This window comes from Allopontixanthobacter sp. (genome assembly GCF_034376665.1).
Classification (GTDB): domain Bacteria; phylum Pseudomonadota; class Alphaproteobacteria; order Sphingomonadales; family Sphingomonadaceae; genus Allopontixanthobacter.
Map to the genome: position 1 here is coordinate 50,862 of NZ_JAXMJI010000001.1, position 20,465 is coordinate 71,326.

The 20,465-nt window shown below is 63.0% G+C and carries 14 protein-coding genes, 1 pseudogene and 1 riboswitch; of the genes and pseudogenes, 9 read left to right on the forward strand and 6 right to left on the reverse strand.

The window, feature by feature from the left end:
* Nucleotides 1-13: 13 nt before the first annotated feature.
* The gene (gene uvrA, locus U0988_RS00220) at nt 14-3,070 is read right to left on the reverse strand and encodes an excinuclease ABC subunit UvrA (protein ID WP_322290643.1); all 3,057 of its coding nucleotides are present in this window, start codon (nt 3,068-3,070) and stop codon (nt 14-16) included.
* Between the two features lie 321 nt (nt 3,071-3,391).
* Here uvrA and U0988_RS00225 point away from each other — a divergent pair, with 321 nt between their 5' ends.
* Nucleotides 3,392-4,006 carry an Hsp20/alpha crystallin family protein gene (locus U0988_RS00225; RefSeq protein WP_322290644.1) on the forward strand — a complete coding sequence of 205 codons (615 nt, stop codon included), beginning with the start codon at nt 3,392-3,394 and terminating at the stop codon, nt 4,004-4,006.
* A gap of 198 nt (nt 4,007-4,204) precedes the next feature.
* Nucleotides 4,205-6,394 carry a M3 family metallopeptidase gene (locus tag U0988_RS00230; RefSeq protein WP_322290645.1) on the forward strand — a complete coding sequence of 730 codons (2,190 nt, stop codon included), beginning with the start codon at nt 4,205-4,207 and terminating at the stop codon, nt 6,392-6,394.
* Between the two features lie 84 nt (nt 6,395-6,478).
* Here the strand turns inward: U0988_RS00230 and U0988_RS00235 are convergent, their stop codons facing one another.
* From U0988_RS00235 to U0988_RS00255, 5 genes are all read right to left on the reverse strand, one after another.
* Complete coding sequence (locus tag U0988_RS00235; protein ID WP_322290646.1) at nt 6,479-6,973, reverse strand: DUF2165 family protein; 495 nt, start codon at nt 6,971-6,973, stop codon at nt 6,479-6,481.
* A gap of 69 nt (nt 6,974-7,042) precedes the next feature.
* Complete coding sequence (locus U0988_RS00240) at nt 7,043-7,771, reverse strand: ABC transporter ATP-binding protein (protein ID WP_322290656.1); 729 nt, start codon at nt 7,769-7,771, stop codon at nt 7,043-7,045.
* Nucleotides 7,771-8,724: an iron ABC transporter permease gene (locus U0988_RS00245; RefSeq protein WP_322290647.1), complete on the reverse strand. Its 954-nt coding sequence runs from the start codon at nt 8,722-8,724 to the stop codon at nt 7,771-7,773. Before U0988_RS00245 ends, U0988_RS00240 begins: the two co-directional genes overlap by 1 nt.
* Entirely contained in the window at nt 8,721-9,638 is a 918-nt protein-coding gene (locus U0988_RS00250) for an ABC transporter substrate-binding protein (RefSeq protein ID WP_322290648.1), read from the reverse strand. Before U0988_RS00250 ends, U0988_RS00245 begins: the two co-directional genes overlap by 4 nt.
* A gap of 113 nt (nt 9,639-9,751) precedes the next feature.
* A complete protein-coding gene (locus U0988_RS00255; protein WP_322290649.1) occupies nt 9,752-11,614 on the reverse strand; it encodes a TonB-dependent receptor plug domain-containing protein in 1,863 nt (620 codons plus the stop codon).
* 159 nt (nt 11,615-11,773) lie between these two features.
* Nucleotides 11,774-11,994, reverse strand: a riboswitch (cobalamin riboswitch).
* A gap of 219 nt (nt 11,995-12,213) precedes the next feature.
* Here U0988_RS00255 and U0988_RS00260 point away from each other — a divergent pair.
* The 7 genes and pseudogenes from U0988_RS00260 to U0988_RS00290 all read left to right on the forward strand — a co-directional run.
* Nucleotides 12,214-13,329 (forward strand): cell wall hydrolase, encoded by a 1,116-nt coding sequence (locus tag U0988_RS00260; RefSeq protein ID WP_322290650.1) that lies wholly within the window; start codon nt 12,214-12,216, stop codon nt 13,327-13,329.
* Between the two features lie 123 nt (nt 13,330-13,452).
* Nucleotides 13,453-13,803 carry a hypothetical protein gene (locus tag U0988_RS00265; RefSeq protein WP_322290651.1) on the forward strand — a complete coding sequence of 117 codons (351 nt, stop codon included), beginning with the start codon at nt 13,453-13,455 and terminating at the stop codon, nt 13,801-13,803.
* 706 nt (nt 13,804-14,509) lie between these two features.
* A pseudogene (locus U0988_RS00270) lies at nt 14,510-15,913 on the forward strand (putative bifunctional diguanylate cyclase/phosphodiesterase).
* Between the two features lie 249 nt (nt 15,914-16,162).
* On the forward strand, nt 16,163-17,125 hold the full coding sequence (gene mdh / locus U0988_RS00275) for a malate dehydrogenase (RefSeq protein WP_322290652.1): 963 nt from the start codon (nt 16,163-16,165) through the stop codon (nt 17,123-17,125).
* Nucleotides 17,126-17,180: 55 nt separating this feature from the next.
* Complete coding sequence (sucD, locus tag U0988_RS00280) at nt 17,181-18,071, forward strand: succinate--CoA ligase subunit alpha (RefSeq protein WP_322290653.1); 891 nt, start codon at nt 17,181-17,183, stop codon at nt 18,069-18,071.
* Nucleotides 18,072-18,165: 94 nt separating this feature from the next.
* Complete coding sequence (locus U0988_RS00285; protein ID WP_322290654.1) at nt 18,166-18,462, forward strand: GIY-YIG nuclease family protein; 297 nt, start codon at nt 18,166-18,168, stop codon at nt 18,460-18,462.
* A gap of 12 nt (nt 18,463-18,474) precedes the next feature.
* On the forward strand, nt 18,475-20,465 hold a 1,991-nt coding region (locus tag U0988_RS00290), incomplete at its 3' end, for a 2-oxoglutarate dehydrogenase E1 component (protein ID WP_322290655.1).

Here is a 20,465-nt window from a genome sequence, read left to right on the forward strand (position 1 = left end):
TTCGCGGGTCCGATCAAGCGGTTGTGGTTGCCTTCCTTGCGGGGGCTTTTGCAGCGGGGGCCTTTCCAGCGGGAGCAGGCCTTGGGGACGCGGGCTGTTTCGCCAGCATGTCCTTCAGATAGCCGCCGGTGAAGCTGCGCGGTTCGGCTGCGACCTGTTCCGGCGTGCCCGCCGCCACCACCTCGCCGCCGCGCACCCCGCCGCCGGGGCCGAGATCGATGATCCAGTCGGCCACCTTGATCACGTCCAGATTATGTTCGATCACCACCACCGAATTGCCCTGATCGACCAGCCGCTGAAGCACCTCCAGCAGCTTGCGGACGTCTTCGAAATGGAGGCCGGTGGTCGGCTCATCCAGGATATACAGCGTCTGCCCGGTGGACCGCTTGCTGAGCTCCTTCGCCAGCTTGACCCGCTGCGCCTCCCCCCCGCTCAGCGTGGTCGCCTGCTGGCCGACCTTGATATAGCCGAGCCCGACCTCGTTCAGCATATGCATCTTGTCACGGATGCCGGGGACTGCCTTGAAGAACCCCTCCGCCTCCTCGATCGTCATGTCGAGCACGTCGGCGATGCTGAGGCCCTTGAATTTCACCTCCAGCGTTTCGCGGTTGTAGCGTTTGCCGTGGCATTGTTCGCAAGTGACATAGACATCGGGCAGGAAGTGCATTTCGATCTTGATCAGCCCGTCGCCCTGGCACGCCTCGCACCGGCCGCCCTTGACGTTGAAGCTGAACCGCCCGGGTTTGTAGCCGCGCGCCTGGCTTTCCGGCAGGCCCGCGAACCAGTCGCGGATCTGGGTGAAGGCGCCGGTATAGGTGGCCGGGTTGCTGCGCGGGGTGCGGCCGATGGGCGACTGGTCGATCTCGATCACCTTGTCGCAATATTCGAGGCCGGTGATCTTGTCATGCGGCCCGGCGATCACCCGCGCCCCGTTCAGCGCCCGCGCCGCGCCCGCGTGCAGCGTATCGACGGTGAAGCTGGACTTGCCGCTGCCCGAAACGCCGGTGATGCAGGTGAAGGTGCCGAGCGGGATGCTGGCGGTCACATTGCGCAGATTGTTCGCCCGCGCGCCGTGGACCGTCAGCTTGTGACCGTTGCCCTTGCGGCGTTTCGCGGGGATTTCGATCCGGCGGGTGCCGTTGAGATATTGCGCGGTGAGCGATCTCTTGACCTTGAGCACCTGTTTCAGCGTGCCTTCCGCCACCACTTCGCCGCCGTGGATGCCCGCGCCGGGGCCAAGATCGACGACATGGTCCGCCTGGCGGATCGCGTCCTCGTCATGTTCCACCACGATCACCGTGTTACCCAGATCGCGCAGCCGCTTCAGCGTTTCCAGCAACCGGTCGTTATCTTTCTGGTGCAGCCCGATGCTGGGTTCGTCCAGCACATAGAGCACGCCCGACAGCCCGCTGCCAATCTGGCTGGCGAGGCGGATGCGCTGGCTTTCCCCGCCCGACAGCGTGCCGGACGTGCGGTTGAGGTTGAGGTAATCCAGCCCGACATTGTCGAGGAAGCCCAGCCGTTCGTTGATCTCTTTCAGGATCGCGGCGGCAATCTGGCTCTGCTGCGGGGTCAGTTTCTCGTCGAGCGCGAGGAACCACTGCTTCGCGTCGGCAACCGACATCCGGGTCGGCGCGGCGATATCGCAGCCGATGATCTTCACCGCCAGCGCCTTGGGATTGAGCCGCGCGCCATGGCACGTCTCGCACGGCTGGCTGGTCTGGTATTTGCTCAGTTCCTCCCGCATCCAATTGCTCTCGGTCTGCAGCAGCCGGCGATTGAGGTTGCCGATCACCCCTTCGAACGCCTTGTTGACGGTGTAGGTCTTGCGCCCGTCCTTGAACGTCAGCGGCACCGGCATCCCGCCCGTACCGTGGAGAATAATCATGCGCTGGTCTTCCTCCAGCGCGTTCCACGGGGTGGTCAGGTCGAAATCATAGGCCTTCGCCAGCGATCCCAGCACCTGCATGTAATAGGGCGATGGCGGGTTGGACTTGGCCCACGGCACCACTGCACCCTGTTTCAGGGTCAGCGCCTCGTTCGGCACCACCAGCTGCGGGTCGAACAATTGCTTCTCGCCCAAGCCGTCGCACGTCGGGCAGGCACCTTGGGGCGCGTTGAAACTGAACAGGCGCGGTTCGATTTCCTCGATGGTGAACCCGCTGACAGGGCAGGCGAATTTTTCGGAGAACACGATGCGGTTGGCGGGGATACCGGTGCCTTTCATCTTCTGAGCCCCTTCCCTTGAGGGAAGGGGTTGGGGATGGGTGTTCGAGGTCGCGGGCGTGGCACCCCCCACCCCCGGCCCCTCCCCCACGGGGAGGGGAGATACCAGGTCAGCAACAGTCCCATTCGCCAGATCGACATAGGCCAGCCCCTCGGCCAGTTTCAGCGCGGTTTCGAAACTGTCGGCCAGCCGTGTTTCGAGGCCCGGCTTCACCGCCAGCCGGTCCACCACCACTTCGATGTCGTGCTTCAGTTTCTTGTCGAGCGCGGGCGCTTCCTCGATCGGATAGAGTTCGCCGTCGATCCGGACCCGGGTGAAGCCCGCCTTCTGCCATTCGGCCAGCTCGCGCCGGTATTCACCCTTGCGGCCGCGCACCACGGGGGCGAGCAGATACAGCCGCGTCCCTTCGGGCAGGGTCATCACCCGGTCAACCATGGTGGACACGATCTGCGCTTCGATCGGCTTGCCGGTGGCGGGGGAATAGGGGATGCCCACCCGCGCCCACAGCAGCCGCATATAATCATAGATCTCGGTCACCGTCGCCACGGTCGATCGCGGATTGCGGCTGGTGGTTTTCTGTTCGATCGAGATCGCCGGCGACAGCCCGTCGATATGTTCGACATCGGGCTTCTGCATCATCTCCAGAAACTGGCGCGCATAGGCGGACAGGCTCTCGACATAGCGCCGCTGGCCTTCGGCATAGATCGTATCGAATGCCAGGCTGGATTTGCCCGAACCGGAAAGGCCGGTAATCACGATCAGGCTGTCCCGCGGCAGATCGATGTCGATGCCCTTGAGATTATGTTCCCGCGCGCCGCGGACGGAGATTTTCGTCAATGCCATGGGGCGTATATGTTCCGTAAATGTTCCAGCCTGTCAAGCAAGCGGAGTAGATCGTGGCGGGATGGCCGGAGGCTGCATGTGCCAGGAAGGGTTTCGCCAGACATCTATGGGGAGCAAACCGCTTCTTCGCAACCTGCTGCCGCACAGATTCCGGTGTCTGACACCGCCCAAACTTTTTTGGCGATCGGCTTGAAAAACCCGGAACCACGGACCCCGGCTTGCGTAGATTCGATATTGAAACCAGAGCCGTCCTTCAGGGCGAGCGCAGTCTTTCATGCTCCGCCCCGGGCCTGCGGCTCCAAGGAGAAAGGAGTTCCAATCGTGGCATATACATATCTCACTCCCTATCGCAGTGGTGGCCTTTCGACCGGGATGCGCGGCGGCGGATCGATCTTCGATCTGCACCGTCAGATGAACCGGATGTTCGACGACCTGCTGACGGGTTCCGAAAACGGCAGCAGCGGCAGCATTACCGGCTGGCCATCGCTGGATATTTGCCAGACCGAAAACGAAATTGAAGTCTGCGCCGAACTTGCGGGCGTCAATCGCGATGACATTTCGATCGATGTCGACGAAGGCATGCTGACGATCTCGGGCGAGAAGAAAAGCAGCCGTGAAGACGATAACGGCTATTCCGAACGGACCTATGGCCGCTTCGAACGGCGGGTATCGCTTCCGGCCAACGTGGATGAAGAAAACATCCAGGCGGACATGGAGGACGGCCTGCTGACCATCACGCTTCCGCTGACCGAGGAACGCAGCCGTGGCCGCAAGATCCAACTTGGTTCCGGCAAATCGCAGAACCGGAACAATGCGGAAAGTGAGCTGATCGAAGGGAATTCGCAACGCTCGGAAAAGCAGACCTCCGGAGCACAAAGTTCTGGCGGGCAAAGTTCCGGCAAGAAGAGCAGCGAACGCGAAGCCCAGAGCGGGTAGCCTTCATTTGCGCCCGACAGGAGAGGGACCCGCCGCGGTCCCTCTTTTTCGTGCGGCAGAGCGCCGCCCGCGGGCTGGCATACCCGTGGGCCCCTTGCATTATCCATCAATCTGCGGTTCAAGCGGGGTTCGTTACAGATGTAACATTCACCGGTATGCGTACACTTGCCTGCCGGACTCGCAAGTTTTGGAGAGACCATGAAATCCCACCTTCTGGCCGCCGTCGCGGCGAGCGCGCTGCTTGCAGGCTGCGCCACCACCAACCAGGTCGCTGATATGCCGATGACCGATAATGTCGCTGAAACCGCGATCCCCTCCGGCACAGGCTATTTTGCGAAGGCCAGCGACCTGCCGCTGCACGCACCCGATTTTTCGAAGATTTCCGACACCGATTACGCCCCGGCGTTCGATCAGGCGATGGAAATTCACAACGCCGAAATCGCCGCGATCGTGAACAATCCCGAAGCGCCGACTTTCGACAACACGATTGTCGCGCTGGAAACATCGGGCAAGATGCTGAACCGCGTCGCCACCGTATTCTACGCGCTCACCGGCGCCAACACCAACGATACGCTGCAGGCGATCGATACCGAGGTCAGCCCGAAGCTGTCGGCGCATAGCGATGCGATCACCCTCAACCCGGAACTGTTTGCCCGGGTCAAGGCGGTCTATGACAACCGCGCTGCCATGAGCATGACGCCCGAAGACGCCAAGCTGCTGGAAGAAACCTACAAGGAAATGGTCCACGCTGGCGCGATGCTGACGCCGGACCAGAAGGAACGCGTCAAGGCAATCAACAGCCGCCTGTCCACGCTGACCACCGAATTCTCGCAGCGCCTGATCGAAGCGAACAAGGAAAACGCGCTGGTGGTCGATGACAAGGCGATGCTGGCCGGCCTGTCGGAAGCCGAAATTGCCGCCGCCGCCAAGACGGCCGCCGACCGCGGAATGCCGGGCAAATATGTCATCGCCTTGCAGAACACGACGCAGCAGCCGATCCTGCCGAGCATGGAAAACCGCGCCCTGCGGGAAAAACTGTTCAAGCAGAGTATCCACCGGGCGGACCAGGGCGGTGCGAACGATACCCGCGCGCTGATTGCCGAAGTGGCGAAACTCCGGGCCGAGAAAGCCGCGCTGTTCGGCCAGCCTGACTGGGCAACCTACGCGATGTACGACCGGATGGCGCAGAACCCGAAAACCGCGATCGATTTCATGAATGCAATGGTCCCCGCCCTCGCCGCCACGCAGCGCGCCGAAGCGGCCGCGCTCAACGCCGAAATCAAGGCATCGGGCGGCGATTTCACCGTCAAGCCGTGGGATTGGGATCGTTATGCGGAGAAAGTTCGCATGGCGAAATACGACCTCGATGAAAGCGCGGTGAAACCGTATTTCGAGGTTACCCGCACGCTGGAAGACGGCGTGTTCTTCATGGCGGAAAAGCTGTACGGCGTGACCTTCGAAAAGCGCACCGATCTGCCGGTCTATCATCCCGACGTGACGACCTATACCGTGTTCGACAAGGACAAGAGCCTGCTCGGCATATTCTATTTCGATCCGTTCCAGCGCGATAACAAGCGCGGCGGAGCGTGGATGTCGAACTTCGTCGAACAGTCGCATCTGTATGGCACCAAGCCGGTGATCTACAATGTGCTCAACATCCCCAAAGCACCTGAGGGCGAGCCGCAACTGGTCAGCTTCGACAATGTCGAAACGATGTTCCACGAATTCGGCCATGCGCTGCACGGGTTCTTCGCGGACCAGAAATACGCCAGCCTCTCGGGCACCGCCACGGCGCGCGATTTCGTCGAATATCCCAGCCAGGTCCATGAAATGTGGGCCTCCGATCCTGCAGTGCTGGCCAATTACGCCAGGCATCACGAAACCGGCGAGGTGATTCCGGGCGAGCTTATCGCCAAGATCGAAGCGGCGTCGAAATTCAACCAGGGCTATGCGCTGGGCGAAACGATGGAAGCCGCGCTGCTCGACATGAAGTGGCATTCGCTGAGCCCGCAGGAAGCTGCGGCAATCGATACGCCGGAGAAGGTCGACGCCTTCGAACGCAAGTCGCTTACCGAACTCGGCCTCGAAGTCGAATTGGTGCCGCCGCGTTACCGCAGCAGCTATTTCAGCCACATCTTCTCCGACCCGACCGGCTATTCGGCCGGGTATTATTCCTATCTGTGGACCGAGATGCTGGACCGCGACAGCCGCAAATGGTTCCGCGAAAATGGCGGTCTGACCCGCGCGAATGGCGACCATTACCGCGCCACCGTGCTCAGCCGCGGCGGGACGATGGATTACTTCGAAATGTTCCGCAATTTCGCCGGGCGCGAACCGGATGTCACCCCGATGCTGGAAGCCCGCGGACTGGTCGAACCAGTCAAATAAGGCAGACCCGCAAATCAATGACCGGCTCAAGGCGCAATTGCACTTGAGCCGGTCGTTGGGCTTATTCGTCAGGCTTGGTTTTCGTCAGGCGACGTCTCCGTCTGGCATAGTCACGAATAATGCGATTAGCCCGATCATTGCGAAATATCTGAACGCTGCACCAAGTGCTGCTTCACGCAATGCTTCCGATCTCCATAATTCGAACCATGTTTCGGCAATCACGATCCAGCCTGTAAAAAGCATGAACATCGCAACACCGCAGCCAGCCAGCGCGTAGGCCTTCGCTTTCGCGAAAGACGCGGAATCGTTGTCGTACGCGCCCCACATCTTCCAGGTGCCGGCAAAACAAAGAAGCGCAAAAAGCCCTTTCAGAACCACAATATACAGCGCGCCTGCGGTAATTATCGCGGAGTTGTTGGTGGCGCGCCAGCTTTCAGCGCCCCCCTCGAATGTGGACATCGAAGTTGTCGCAGCCAGGGCGCCGATCGTTCCTTCCCAGTCCGTCAAATTCCCGATTACGCCCAGCAGTCCGAACATAGCAACACTCAGGACCAGCAATATCTTGATAATTCGCAGCATGATTTGTTCCCTCCTGACTGGCAGTCTAAGCCGAGCGAGGAAAAATCCAAACCCCCCAGGCCATCCCGATCAGAAAGCAACCAGCGCACTGCCCCCAGGTCCTCCGACCCATTGCGACTGCACGCCCCACACCCGCGCGATCATTTCTGCCGACAGCGCCCGTTCCGGCGCTCCTTCCGCGACCACTGCTCCCTGATCGAGTACCAGCACGCGGTCCGCGTGGTTCATTGCCAGCGCCAGGTCATGCAGCACCAGAACTACGCCGACGCCTTCGCCCGCAACATTGCGAAGATGGCGCAGCAATGTGAGCTGATGCCCGATATCGAGTGCGGCTAGTGGTTCGTCCGCCAATATCCACTGCGGTTCGCCTGCCAGCACCCGGGCAAGCAGCGCGCGCGCTTTCTCGCCGCCCGACAATTTCGAGATCGGCCGTGCTGCCAGCGCCCCGAGGTCCAGCGTCGCCATCGCCCGCTCGACCGGCTGCGTCGCGGTATCCCCGTGCGGCATCCTTCCCAGCGCGACCAGGCTGCGCACCGCGACATCCCACGCCACTTGCCCGTCCTGCGGCAGATAGCCGATCGCTTGCGCGCGGCGGCGCGGGTGCATCGCGGCGATCTCTGTTCCATCCAGGGTTACGTGGCCGAAATCGGGCGGCATCAACCCTGCCAACGCAGCCAGCAGTGTCGATTTACCAGCACCATTGGGGCCGCAGATGGCAGTTATCTCTCCCGGCTGGATCACAGCATCCACACCGCACAGCCGCGTGCCGATGGTCAACCGGTGTGCCTCAAGCTCCATCATGCCAGACCCCTCCGCATCCGCAGCAGCAGCCACAGGAAGAACGGCGCGCCGATCAGGCTGAGCGCGATGCTCAGCCGCAACTCGGTCATCAGCGGCAATATCCGCACCGTGCTGTCCGCCACCAGCACCAGGAGCGCCCCCGCAAGCGCGCTGGGCACGATCAGCTGGCTCGGCCGACGGTCGGTGAACGGGCGCACCAGATGCGGCACGATCAAGCCGACGAAGCCGACGATCCCGGCCACTGCCACGCCGCTGCCCACGGTCAGGCCGACGCCCGCGATCAGCCATGCCTGAAGAATACCGGGTCGCATCCCCATGGACCGCGCCGCCGCATCGCCGAGCGTCAGCGCATCTAGCCCGCGCCCCGTCATCAGCAGGCAGCCAATCCCGGCCAAGGTCAGCGGCGCGGCGATCCATACTTCGCGCCAGCTGCGGTCGGTCAGCGCGCCCATCAGCCAGGTGACGATCTCGCTCATCGCGAAGGCGTTGGGGGCCATGCTGATCGCCAGGCTGGTCAGCGTACCCGCCAGGCTCGCGATCATCAGACCAGCGAGCGTGAACAGCGCAATGCCGCCCGTGCGCCCGGCGATCAGCGCCAGCAGCCCCATCCCCGCGCCCGCGCCGACCAGCGCGAACAACGGCAGCAACCACGCGCTGGCCGAATAGCCGAACCAGAAACTCGCCACCGCGCCCAGCGCCGCCATCGGCGCGATCCCGAACAGCCCCGGATCGGCCAGCGGATTGCGCAGATAGCCCTGCATCGCCGCCCCCGCCGCGCCGAGACCTGCCCCGATCACCAGCGCCAGCACCGATCGCGGCAAGCGCAGCTCGGCGAGGATTATTGCTGCGTTCGGGGTGATTGCGAAATCGAGCCACACCCGCCCGGCCAGCAGCGACAGCGGCAAGGTCAGCGCGATCAGGATCAGCAGGATGGGGATCGGGCGGGTCATCGCTCGGCCCCGACGCCAACCCGCTTCCCCGCGAAGGCGGGGACCCACCCCGGCGATGTCTGGCCTTGCAGCACTGGGCCCCCGCCTTCGCGGGGGAGCAGGGAAGTTCGAATATAATACAACCGCTCCATCGCCTTGATGATCGTCGGCCCGCCACAATAGAGCAGGCCCGGATCGAAGCCAGCGCGGCGCATATCCGGCAGCGCATCCAGCGCGGGGTGCAATTGCGCCCGTTCCTGCCCTGCGACCAGCAACAGTTGCGGCGGGCTCGCTATCACGTGTTCGAGGGAGAGGTAATCCGCCTGCCCCATTCCAATCGCTGCGCTGTGGCTGGAAAAACCGGCGCGGCGGAGAAGCTCGCTGACCAGCGCACCCTCCCCCGGAACGATTCCGGATGGCTGCCATAGGACCGCCGGGATCGGCTCGGTGCCGGCAGGCGGGGTTGCTGCTGCCAGCGCCGCATCGATCTCCTCGATAAGCGTTACCCCGACCTCTGGCCTGCCCGCCAGCACGGCGAGGCGGCGGATCTGGGCGTCGCTTTCGTCAACACTGCTGGCGATCCCGAAGGTCTCAACCCGGATCCCGAGATCTTCCAGTCCCGCGCGGGTGGCCGGCGCCATGAAGGTGCTGGCGACGACCAGATCGGGCTTCAGCGCCAGCACTTCTTCCACCGTGCCGCCCGTCACGCCGAATTGCCGGGCGCGCGCCGCGTCCATCGAACTGGCGCGCGGGTCGCGGCTGTACTGCGACAGGGCCAGTATCTGCTGCGGCCCGGCGACTTGCGCCAGAATGGCATCGGTGCAGGGATTGAGGCTGACGATGGTGGGTTGAGCGATGGTTGGCCCGGCACTGCTTGGCTGTGCTATTTCTGGAGAGGCCTCCCCGCAACCCGCCACCAACAGTGTCAAAATCATAACCCGCTTTCCCGCGCAGGCGGGAACCCATTGGGCGAAGTGTTTCCTTGCCGGTCTGGGCCCCCGCCTGCGCGGGGGAGCGGGAGAGGCAGCAAACAAGGCGCGCCAATGGCTCACATCGCGGCCCTGACACCTGCGAACACGCCGCGCCCCGCCGTGCCGAAACCGGCGGCGGTCTGGTAGTGTTCATCCCACACATTTTCGACCCGGCCGAACAATTCGAATGTGTCGGTGACTTGCCAGCTGGCCCGGAGGTCGAGCACCGCATAGCCGCCAATCCGGACACTGCCCGCCGCATCGTCGAAACTGCGCGACACTAGCCGGAAATCCCCGCCGAACCGGAAATCCTGCGGCGTCCAGTCGGCAGACAGGGTCGCCGCATGGCGCGGCCGCCGGGCCAATGAGTTCCCTTCGTTTGCCGATCCGCTGGTGCGGTTTTCCGTATCGATGAAGGCATAGACGGCGCGCGCCGCGAGATCATCGGAAATGGCCATGCCGCCTTCGACCTCCACCCCCTGCGCACGGGTCAATCTAATGTTCTGATAGGTGCCGAAGGGACGATCCGTGCAGATCGCATCGGCCATCCCGGAACAGGAGATGAAATCGATCTGGTTTTCGCTGTCGCGGCGGAAGATCGACAGGGCAAGAAACTCGTCCAGATTGCGGTCGCCGTAATCCAGCCCGACGTCAAAACTGGTGCTGCGCTCCGCTGCCAGTGTCTGATTGCCGAAATCGGAAAACAGCTGGAACAGTGTGGGGGCCTTGAAACCCTCGCCGAAACTGGTGCGCAGCCGCCAATCGGAACCCAGCTCAAAGGCGGCATCCGCGCCGAAGGTTACCGCGCTGCCGAAACGGCTGTGATCGTCCAGGCGCGCCCCGGCGTTGATCAGGAATTTCCCTTCGTGATCGAAGCTCAACTGACCATAGGCGCCGCCGATATTGGCCCTCTTCTCGGTATCGAAGGTGGATGAAAAGCGGGTCCTTTCGTACTCGCCGCCCAGCCGCAGGGAAAATGCGCGGTCCAGATCCCATTTGCTGCGGAGTTCGGCGCGTTCACTGCGGCCATCGGTACTGAACGATGGGTCCGCGCCAGACAGCGGATCGAAGCTGTCCCGTTCGATATCCGCGAAGGACAGGCTGGCCACAACCGACACATCGTCGAAGCTCAACTCCGCGCCGGTCAGGGCGAAAAATTCCCGCGTGTCCTGATATTCGGCGGTGTCTGCAAGCGTAAACAGGGGCGCGGGAAAGCCGTCGATATCGAGCCGTCCATCGCTGTACCGGGCGGATCCTATCAGGCTCACCTGGTGGTTGATATCCAGCCTGCCGCGCCCGCCGATCTGCCATTGGCGGAACCCGTCCGGTTCGGTGCCACTTGCGGCCGTGGAAAAGCCGTCCGTCCTGAAATATCCGCCATCGAATGCCAGTGACCCGGCGTCGCTCGACAGGCCCCCGCTGGCCCGCCCGTAGAAACTGCCCCGCGCACCATATTCAGCCGAAAAAGAGAGATCGTCCGCCTGCGCCGAAGTTACCGCCAAGACGCCGCCAATTGCCTGGCTGCCCCAGATCACGCTGTTGGAGCCGCGCAGCAACTCCAGCTTCGAAATCGCGCCCGGCAGCAGGTTTCCGAAATCAAACCCTCCGCCCGGCGATGCCCGGTCTGCCACCCTCACGCCGTCGATCACGACCAGCAATTGTTCCGCCTCCGCGCCGCGGACACGAACGCCGGTGAAACCGCCCACGCCGCCGTTGCGGCTGATGGTGACGCCGGGCGTACGCTGTAGGATGCGGGTCAGGTCCGGACCCTGGACGGAATCGATTTCAGCCTTGCCGATAATGCTGACCGGCTGCCCGGTGGCAGTAATCCGGTCATTCATTCCGCTGGCCACCACGGTGATATAGGTATCGCGGATGCGGTGCGTCAGGACGATCGATTCATCTCCCGCATCCTCCTCCGCGAGAGCAGGATCGGCCACCTCCTGCGCCGCCAAGGGCACCGAGTAACACAAGGAACAACCAAGCAATAACAGATATCTGGACATAACACCTCCGAAACAAGCGACATAAATGTCGCTCACAACGGAAGGGACGCCGGGCGCGCCGATCCATCTGCCTCCGACACACCCCGTCCGGCGGCTGAACGACCGAACATGGGCAGGTCTCCTGGCTCCCGGATCAGCATCTGCGCCCCGCCTTCCCGGCATCCGCGAACGAACCCCAGTGGCATTATGGAGCGCAAACTCCCCGGTCACAGTTGCGGGGGCAGCGCGAGGTTCGGGGACATCCCCTCACTCGCTTCCCTCTTAGGCCCGCGCGGTATGTTTTGGCGCGGACAACCCATGACGTAGGCTGACGGATAGGCCTGCCGCAGGCAGATCGCAAGGCCCGTTTATGGCGGGTTTGTCGTCCGATCAGGATCTTCACCATCCGCCTTAACCGTGCCGCCGATTGTGTGCCGCAAAAGGACAGCGCGGAGGCTCGCATCGCCCGGCGGCAGTCTGGATGCTACGCGCCGGACCCACGGCAACGCCAATCTGCGCAAGCCGCATTGCAAGCGAGAGTTTTCCTGTCCCCATTGCCGCCCTTCCATGACGAGCCAGCCCCGGCGGACTTCCGCATCCGGGTTAGCCGCAATGCGCGCGGCATCGGGGCGCGGCGCAGATCCAAACATCGGGGACGGCGCATCGCGGCGCTGGCCGCGGCGATCGCCGTGCCCGCATTCGCCGCGCCGGGAGACTGGCAGCCGCTTCAAGCCCTCGGGTCTCAGGAAACAGCCATTACCGCTTCGGCGGCGCCGATGCCGTTTGAACAGCCGGGCAGCAGTTTTCCCGGTTCGGCCTTCTACTACCTCGAAGATGCGCCGCGCATGGAACTTGCCGCCAGCACCGCTGCGACCCCGTTGTTCGACATTACCGGCACCGGAAGCCTCGAGGCCGAACAACTTGCCGCAAGCCGGAACGCCGGCCCTGCTGCGCGGTCCTTCATGGCGTCAGGTGACGGGGTCGCCAAGGCGCGGGCGCTGCAGTGCCTGACATCGGCGATCTATTACGAGGCAGCTAGCGAAACGGCCGGCGGACAGCGGGCGGTGGCGCAGGTGGTGCTGAACCGGGTGGCGCATCCAAGTTATCCCGGCAGCGTCTGCGGGGTGGTCTATCAGGGTTCGGAACGGAGCACCGGCTGCCAGTTCAGCTTCACCTGCGATGGCTCTCTCGCACGCAAACCCGCGGCGGCGGCGTGGGACCGCGCGCGCCGGATCGCACAGGACGCCCTGCTGGGCGAAGTCTACCAGCCGGTCGGCCTCGCCACGCATTATCACACGATCTGGATCGATCCCTATTGGGCCGACAGCCTTCACCCGGTCGGCACCATCGGCGCGCACCGGTTCTATCGCTGGCGCGGTGCGGCGGGCCAGCCGGGCGCATTCCGGACGAGCTATTCCGGCTACGAACCGCCAGCCGCGGCTTCAGCGCGCAGCGCCGGAGCTATTGACGCCGTTCCCGCTGCACCGCCAATTGCTACGGCAAGGCCTCGCACCCCGGCCAGCATCCAAGCCGCGCCGCCACCGTCCTATCCCGCTGCCGTCACCGAGCGCGGCGGAGACCGGCTGTTCAAGGCGGAAAACCTGCCCGAAGCGAGCGGCATCCGGCCTGAATATGCCAACAGCGGACGGTGGATTTCCGAGCCGAAGTAGCTGCCCGCCACTGGCTCCATCCGGAAGTTAACGGCTTCTCAACCGTGTATCGGAACGCCGCCTTAGTGCCGCGGTTCTACTGGATGGACCACGCTAATCGACCAATCGAGGGTATTTCCCGGCATGACCGTCTATTTCGCCGCCGCGCGCACCGCAATCCAGTCACCGGTTGCACGCGCGCTGTCCCGCCGCACACCGGGCAGACCCGCGAACGACAACGCGGCAGTGGGCGGTCTCCAGGCCAACGACGATGTGATCCATGCGGCGCTGCGCCACTTCGGCGCGCACGGCATGGGCGCCGCGCGCCAGGCCCGCGCGCAGGCCGAAGCGGCGTTCTTCGCGGGTGACCGGCAAGGGTATGACTGGTGGCTCGGCATCTGCCGCGCGCTCGACAAGCGGATCGCCGGACAGCTCGAAGCCGGCACGATATCGGCAACAGCTCAAGACACCGGAAGAAGCTTTCCCGCCGCCTGAATTGCTGATCCCGCCCGGGCAATACGTTAACGCATGGCAGCCCGCACATTCCTGCCGATCCCGCCCAGGAAAATCGCGTGAAGGTAAGGGGCGGGTTAACCATTCGGTGATATCTCCGGGCTAGGACCAGTCAATGGCCAAGGGCGACCCCACAGCGTGGATTAAAGCGATCCTGGCGTATTTTCTGCCGGGAGATACGCTGTCCGAGCGGGTTCGCCGGATACTGGTCCGTTCGCTCTACACCCAGCCTTCCAGTCTTGCCATCGGCGCGCTTGCGGGAATCTTCTCCGCCGGGGTCGTGGCCATCGGCAGCCGGGAACCGATGCTTGGCGCGGCGGCCATAGCGCTCGCCGTCGTTGCCATAGCCCGGGTAACCGCGGCCTACCGGCTGTCGCCCGATGATGACGGCCACAGCACGCGCAAGCTCGAAGTCATCTATGAAATCGGCGCGTTCACTTACGCCCTGCTGCTGGGATCGGTGGCGGCGCTGACATTGCTGCTGGAAATCGGCACCCAGTGGGAAGTGCTGATGGCAGCCAATGCCATGTGTTACGGGGTCGGCATCTGCGCCCGCAACGCGGGGCGTCCTGCCATCGCAATGGGCCAGCTTGCCCTGACCGTGGTGCCGGTGCTGCTGGTCTGCCTGTATATCGGTACGTTCGCCTATATCACGCTGGCCGTGACAATCGGGCTGCTCTTGCCCGCGATGGCGTCGATCACCCTCAACGTCTTCCAGGTCCTGCGCGATTCCATCTCCTCTGCCGAAACCAGCGCGCTGCTGGCGGCAAAGATGCAGGGACTTGCGCGGACCGATGTGGTGACCGGCCTCGCCAACCGGGCCGGGCTAAACCATGCAATGGTCGAAACGCTGATGGATCTTCCGGACGGCCGGATGCTCGCACTGTTCTGGCTCGACCTCGACCGGTTCAAGGAAGTCAACGATCTGCTCGGCCATCCGGTGGGGGACCGCGTGCTTGCGGAAATCGGCCGCCGTCTACGCGCAGCGTCCTCCGTCGACGCGACCGTATCGCGGTTCGGGGGCGACGAATTCATCATCCTTGCCGAGGTCTCCAGCCGTCTCGAATGCGAAAAGCTCGCGGGGCGGCTGCTCGACGAGATCATCCGCCCGGTGCGGATCGACGGCGACCGGCTGGAAGTTCGGGCTTCCATGGGCATTGCCATCCTGCCGGAAGACGGGATCGATTCCGACACGCTGATGCAGCGCGCCGATCTCGCGCTGTACCACGCGAAGGTCAACGGGCGGAATCAGCTGTGTTTCTACACCCCCGCGATGAGCCGCGACCTGGTCCGCCGGCGCGAGATCGAGGCCGAACTGCGCTCCGCCATCGTCAAGAACGAACTGTCGATCTTTTTCCAGCCGATCGTCGACCTGGAAACGGGCAAGATCCGCACATTCGAAGCCTTGGTGCGCTGGTTCCATCCGCAGAAGGGCGAGCTGAAACCCGACTAATTCATTCCGGTGGCGGAAGAAACCGGGGTTATCGTCACGCTCGGCAACTGGATCACCGCGCAGGCGGCGAAGGCCTGCGCCGGTTGGCCCGAGGATGTGACGCTGGCGGTCAATCTTTCGCCGATGCAGATCAAGGCCCCCGGCGCAGCCCTTGGCATCCTGACCGCATTGCGCGATGCCGGGCTCCATCCTTCACGGCTGGAACTGGAAGTGACCGAAAGCCTGTTCCTCGATGACAATCACGCGACCAACAGCTTCATCGAGGAGCTGTCCGCCGCCGGGGTCCGTTTCGCGCTCGACGATTTCGGCACCGGCTATTCCTCGCTCAGTTACATCCACAAATATCCGTTCAAGAAAATCAAGGTCGATCGCAGCTTCGTGTCCGGCCCGAATGTCGGCCGCAAGAGCGACGCGATCATCCGGGCGGTGGCCGAACTGGGTGCCAATCTGGAAATGGAAATCGTCGCCGAGGGGCTGGAAACGGTCGAACAGGTCCGGGCCGTGCGCGAAGCAGGCTGCACCTTGGGCCAAGGGTATTACTTCAGCCGCGCGGTGCCTGATTACCTCGCCGCCATGCTGCTGGCGCAGGAACGCGATGGCGAACTTTGCAAGGCGGAAGCCAAGCGCAAGGCCGGCTAGAAATTTCATTCCGCCAAGTCTCGGATAGCCGCTGCTAGCTGAAAAGGCTCGCTTGGGCGCACACAATCGCTACTGCGAACTATTTGCAAAGATAGTTGCTGTGTACGCACCTTTGTCAGTTGCAATCGTTGCACCCGCCGCCTAGGTCAAAGCTCGTTTTCACGGGCGCGGCCTTGTCGCGGGACTTGGCACGCGCCGACCATCTGGTTTTCGTCTCGTCCCGCAACCGTAGAAGGACATCTCGCGCATATGGCCCGCAAAAAAATCGCCCTGATCGGCTCCGGCATGATCGGCGGAACACTCGCCCACCTCGCCGCGAAGAAGGAAATGGGCGACATCGTCCTGTTCGACATCGCCGAAGGCATGCCGCAGGGCAAGGCGCTCGACCTCAGCCAGTGCGGCCCGATCGAAGGCTTCGACGCGAAGATCACCGGAACCAACGATTACGCCGATATTGCCGGGGCGGATGTGGTGATCGTAACCGCAGGCGTACCGCGCAAGCCGGGCATGAGCCGCGACGATCTGCTCGGTATCAATTTGAAGGTGATGAAGTCCGTAGGCGAAGGCATCAAGAACAACGCGCCCGACGCGTTCGTGATCTGCATCACCAACCCGCTCGACGCGATGGTGTGGGCGCTGCGCGAATTTTCCGGCCTGCCGCACAACAAGGTGGTCGGCATGGCGGGTGTGCTGGACTCGGCCCGCTTCGCCACCTTCCTTGCATGGGAATTCGGCGTTTCGGTGAAGGACGTAAACGCCTTCGTGCTCGGCGGCCACGGCGACACGATGGTGCCGGTCCTGTCCTATTCCACGATCAACGGCATCCCCGTGAAGGATATGGCCAGGATCAAGGGCATCGACGAAGCGCGCCTCGACGAAATCGTCAAGCGCACCCGCGCGGGCGGCGGTGAAATCGTCCAGCTGCTTGGCAATGGCTCAGCCTATTACGCCCCCGCCACCAGCGCGATCGCCATGGCCGAGGCCTATCTGGGCGACAGCAAGCGCATCCTGCCCTCCGCCTCCTATGTCGAGGGCAAATATGGCCTCAACGGACTTTACGTGGGCGTCCCTACCGTGATTGGCGCTGGTGGCACCGAAGACGTGATCGAAATCGAATTGTCGGACGAAGAACGCGCGAACCTCACCGTCAGCGTCGATGCGGTCAAGGAACTGCTCGAAGCGTGCAAGGCGCTGGATAGCTCGCTGGCGTGATCGCGCCGCACACCTCGAATTCAGAAATCGATCAAGACAGTTCGGAGCCCATTGAATGTCCATCCTCGTAAACAAACACACCAAGGTCATCACACAAGGGATGACCGGTGAAACCGGAACGTTCCACACCCAGCAGGCGCTCGATTACGGGACGCAGATGGTCGGCGGCGTGACTCCCGGGAAAGGCGGCACGACGCATATCGGCCTGCCCAATTTCAACACCGTGCGCGAAGCCAAGGCCGCCACCGGCGCGACCGCATCGTGCATCTATGTTCCGCCGCCATTTGCTGCTGATGCGATCTGCGAAGCGATCGATGCCGAGATGGAATTGATCATCACCATTACCGAAGGCATTCCAGTGCTCGATATGGTTCGGGTAAAGGCCGCGCTGCGCGGTTCCAACTCGCGCCTGATCGGGCCGAACTGCCCCGGCGTGCTGACTCCCGACGAATGCAAGATCGGCATCATGCCCGGCTCCATCTTCAAGAAGGGCAGCGTCGGCGTGGTTTCGCGTTCCGGCACGCTGACTTACGAAGCGGTGCACCAGACCACGATGGTCGGCCTCGGCCAGACCACTGCGGTCGGCATCGGCGGCGACCCGGTCAACGGGACCAATTTCATCGACGTGCTCGACCTGTTCCTGTCCGACGATGAAACCAAGTCGATCATCATGATCGGCGAGATCGGCGGCAGCGCGGAAGAAGAAGCGGCCGAATTCATCGCCGAACAGGCGAAGCTGGGCCGCAGCAAACCGATGGTCGGTTTCATCGCCGGCCGCACCGCCCCTCCGGGCCGGCGCATGGGCCATGCGGGCGCCATCGTTTCAGGCGGCAAAGGCGGCGCGGACGACAAGATCGCGGCGATGGAAGCTGCGGGTATCCGTGTTTCGCCCTCGCCTTCGGAACTCGGCACCACGCTGGATGCGATGCTGAAGGAGCTGGTGTAAGCGGGATGCTGGGCCGGGTTTTGCAGGGTTGCGCTTCGGGGGCCCAGTTGCTCCGGGCGCTCCAGCAGCATTCCGGTCGGTAAGGTGAAAGGAAGTGCGCCCCGCCTGGGTCTACATCATGGCCAGCAAGCGAAACGGAACGATCTATATCGGCGCTACCACCAATCTGCCGCTGCGGGCTTTCCAGCACAAATCGGGGGCGGTTCCGGGGTTCACGCGCGAATACGGCTGCAAGCTGCTCGTCTGGTTCGAACAGCATGAGAATATTGCGGACGCCCGTGCGTTCGAACAACGGATGAAGAAATGGAACCGGGCATGGAAGCTCAAACGTATCGAGGAACACAATCCGCAATGGCTCGACCTGTATCCGCAGCTCGCCTCGGCAGTTTGAGGACGTCCGACCATGGGTAATGAAAACCACGATTTCGAGCTGGACGGACAGTCCGAAGATCCGCAGGCGGGGCCATCATGGTCCAACCCGCGCTGGCCGATGGTGGGCGGCGACAGTGCGGACGATTTGACGCAGGCGCTCGATCCGACGGCGATGAAGATTGCGGTCAAGGCCGCGGCGGACCGCGGCGGCAAGGTGATGGACGAAGCGGCGATCGAGAAAGCCGCCGATGCCTCCATCCGGGCGATGCTGCTGATCCGCACCTACCGAGTGCGCGGGCATCTGGCGGCGGACCTCGATCCACTCGGCCTCAGCCAGCGCGAATTGCCGGACGATATGAAGCTGGATTGGCACGGCTTCACCGGAAAATCGCTGGACGAGCCGGTGTATCTCGGCGGCAATCTCAACCTCGAATGGGAAACTCCGCGCAATCTGGTCGAGGTGCTGCGCGCCAATTATTGCGGCCAGGTCGGCTTCGATTACATGCATATCGCCGATGTCGAGGAGCGCCGGTTCATCCAGGACCGGATCGAGGGGCCGGACAAGGTGATCCAGTTCACCCCCGAAGGAAAGCGCGCCATTCTGGGCGCGGTGATCCGGGGCGAGCAATACGAGAAGTTTCTCGGCAAGAAGTATGTCGGGACCAAGCGGTTCGGCCTCGACGGCGGGGAATCGATGATCCCGGCGCTGGAGGCGGTGATCAAATACGGCGGCCAGCTGGGTGTTCGGGAAATCATCTACGGCATGGCCCACCGCGGGCGGTTGAACATTCTCGCCAATGTCATGGCCAAGCCCTACAAGGTCATCTTCCACGAATTTTCCGGCGGCAGCGCCAATCCCGACGACGTCGGCGGTTCGGGCGATGTGAAATACCACCTCGGCACCAGCACCGACCGTGAATTCGACGGGATCGAGGTGCATATGTCGCTGGTCCCCAACCCCAGCCATCTGGAAGCGGTCGATCCCGTTGTGCTCGGCAAGGCCCGCGCGCAGCAGGCGATCCGCGACGATCTGAACAAGAACGAACAAGTGCTGCCCGTGCTAATCCACGGCGATGCGGCCTTTGCCGGACAGGGCGTGGTGTGGGAATGCTTCGGACTGTCGGGCGTGCGCGGCTACAACACCGGCGGCTGCCTTCATTTCGTGATCAACAACCAGATCGGTTTCACCACCAGCCCGCAGTTTGCCCGGTCCAGCCCCTATCCCTCCGACGTGGCCAAGGGCGTCCAGGCCCCGATCCTGCACGTCAACGGCGACAATCCCGAAGCGGTGACCTTCGCCTGCAAACTGGCGATCGAATACCGCCAGCTGTTCCACCGCGACATCGTGATCGACATGTGGTGCTATCGCCGCTTCGGCCATAACGAAGGCGACGAGCCGAGCTTCACCCAGCCGCTGATGTACGACAAGATCCGCAAACACCCCAAGGTCAGCGAAATCTACGAAGCGCGTCTGATTGCCGAAGGCGAAGTGGTGGAAGGATTTGCCGACAGTCTGGTGGAGGAATTCACCACCTCGCTGGAAAAAGATTTCGAAGCCGCAAAAAGCTACGTCCCCAATTCCGCCGACTGGTTCACCGGCCGGTGGAGCGGGCTGCACAAGCCGGCCGATCCGGAAACCGCGCGGCGCAATGTCGACACGGGAATCGAGCGCAAGCTGTTCGACAGTCTCGGCCGGACGCTGACCACCGTTCCCGATGATCTGCACATCCACAAGACGCTGGGCCGGGTGATCGACGCCAAGCGGGCGATGTTTGCCAATAACGACGGGTTCGACTGGGCAACGGCGGAAGCGCTCGCTTTCGGCAGCCTCGTCACCGAAGGATACGGCGTGCGTCTATCCGGCCAGGATTCCGGGCGCGGCACCTTCAGCCAGCGTCACGCGGTGTGGACCGACCAGCAGGACGAACGCAAATACATCCCGCTGACCACGCTGCCGCATGGCAAATTCGAGGTCTATGACAGCACTCTGTCCGAATACGGGGTGCTCGGCTTCGAATACGG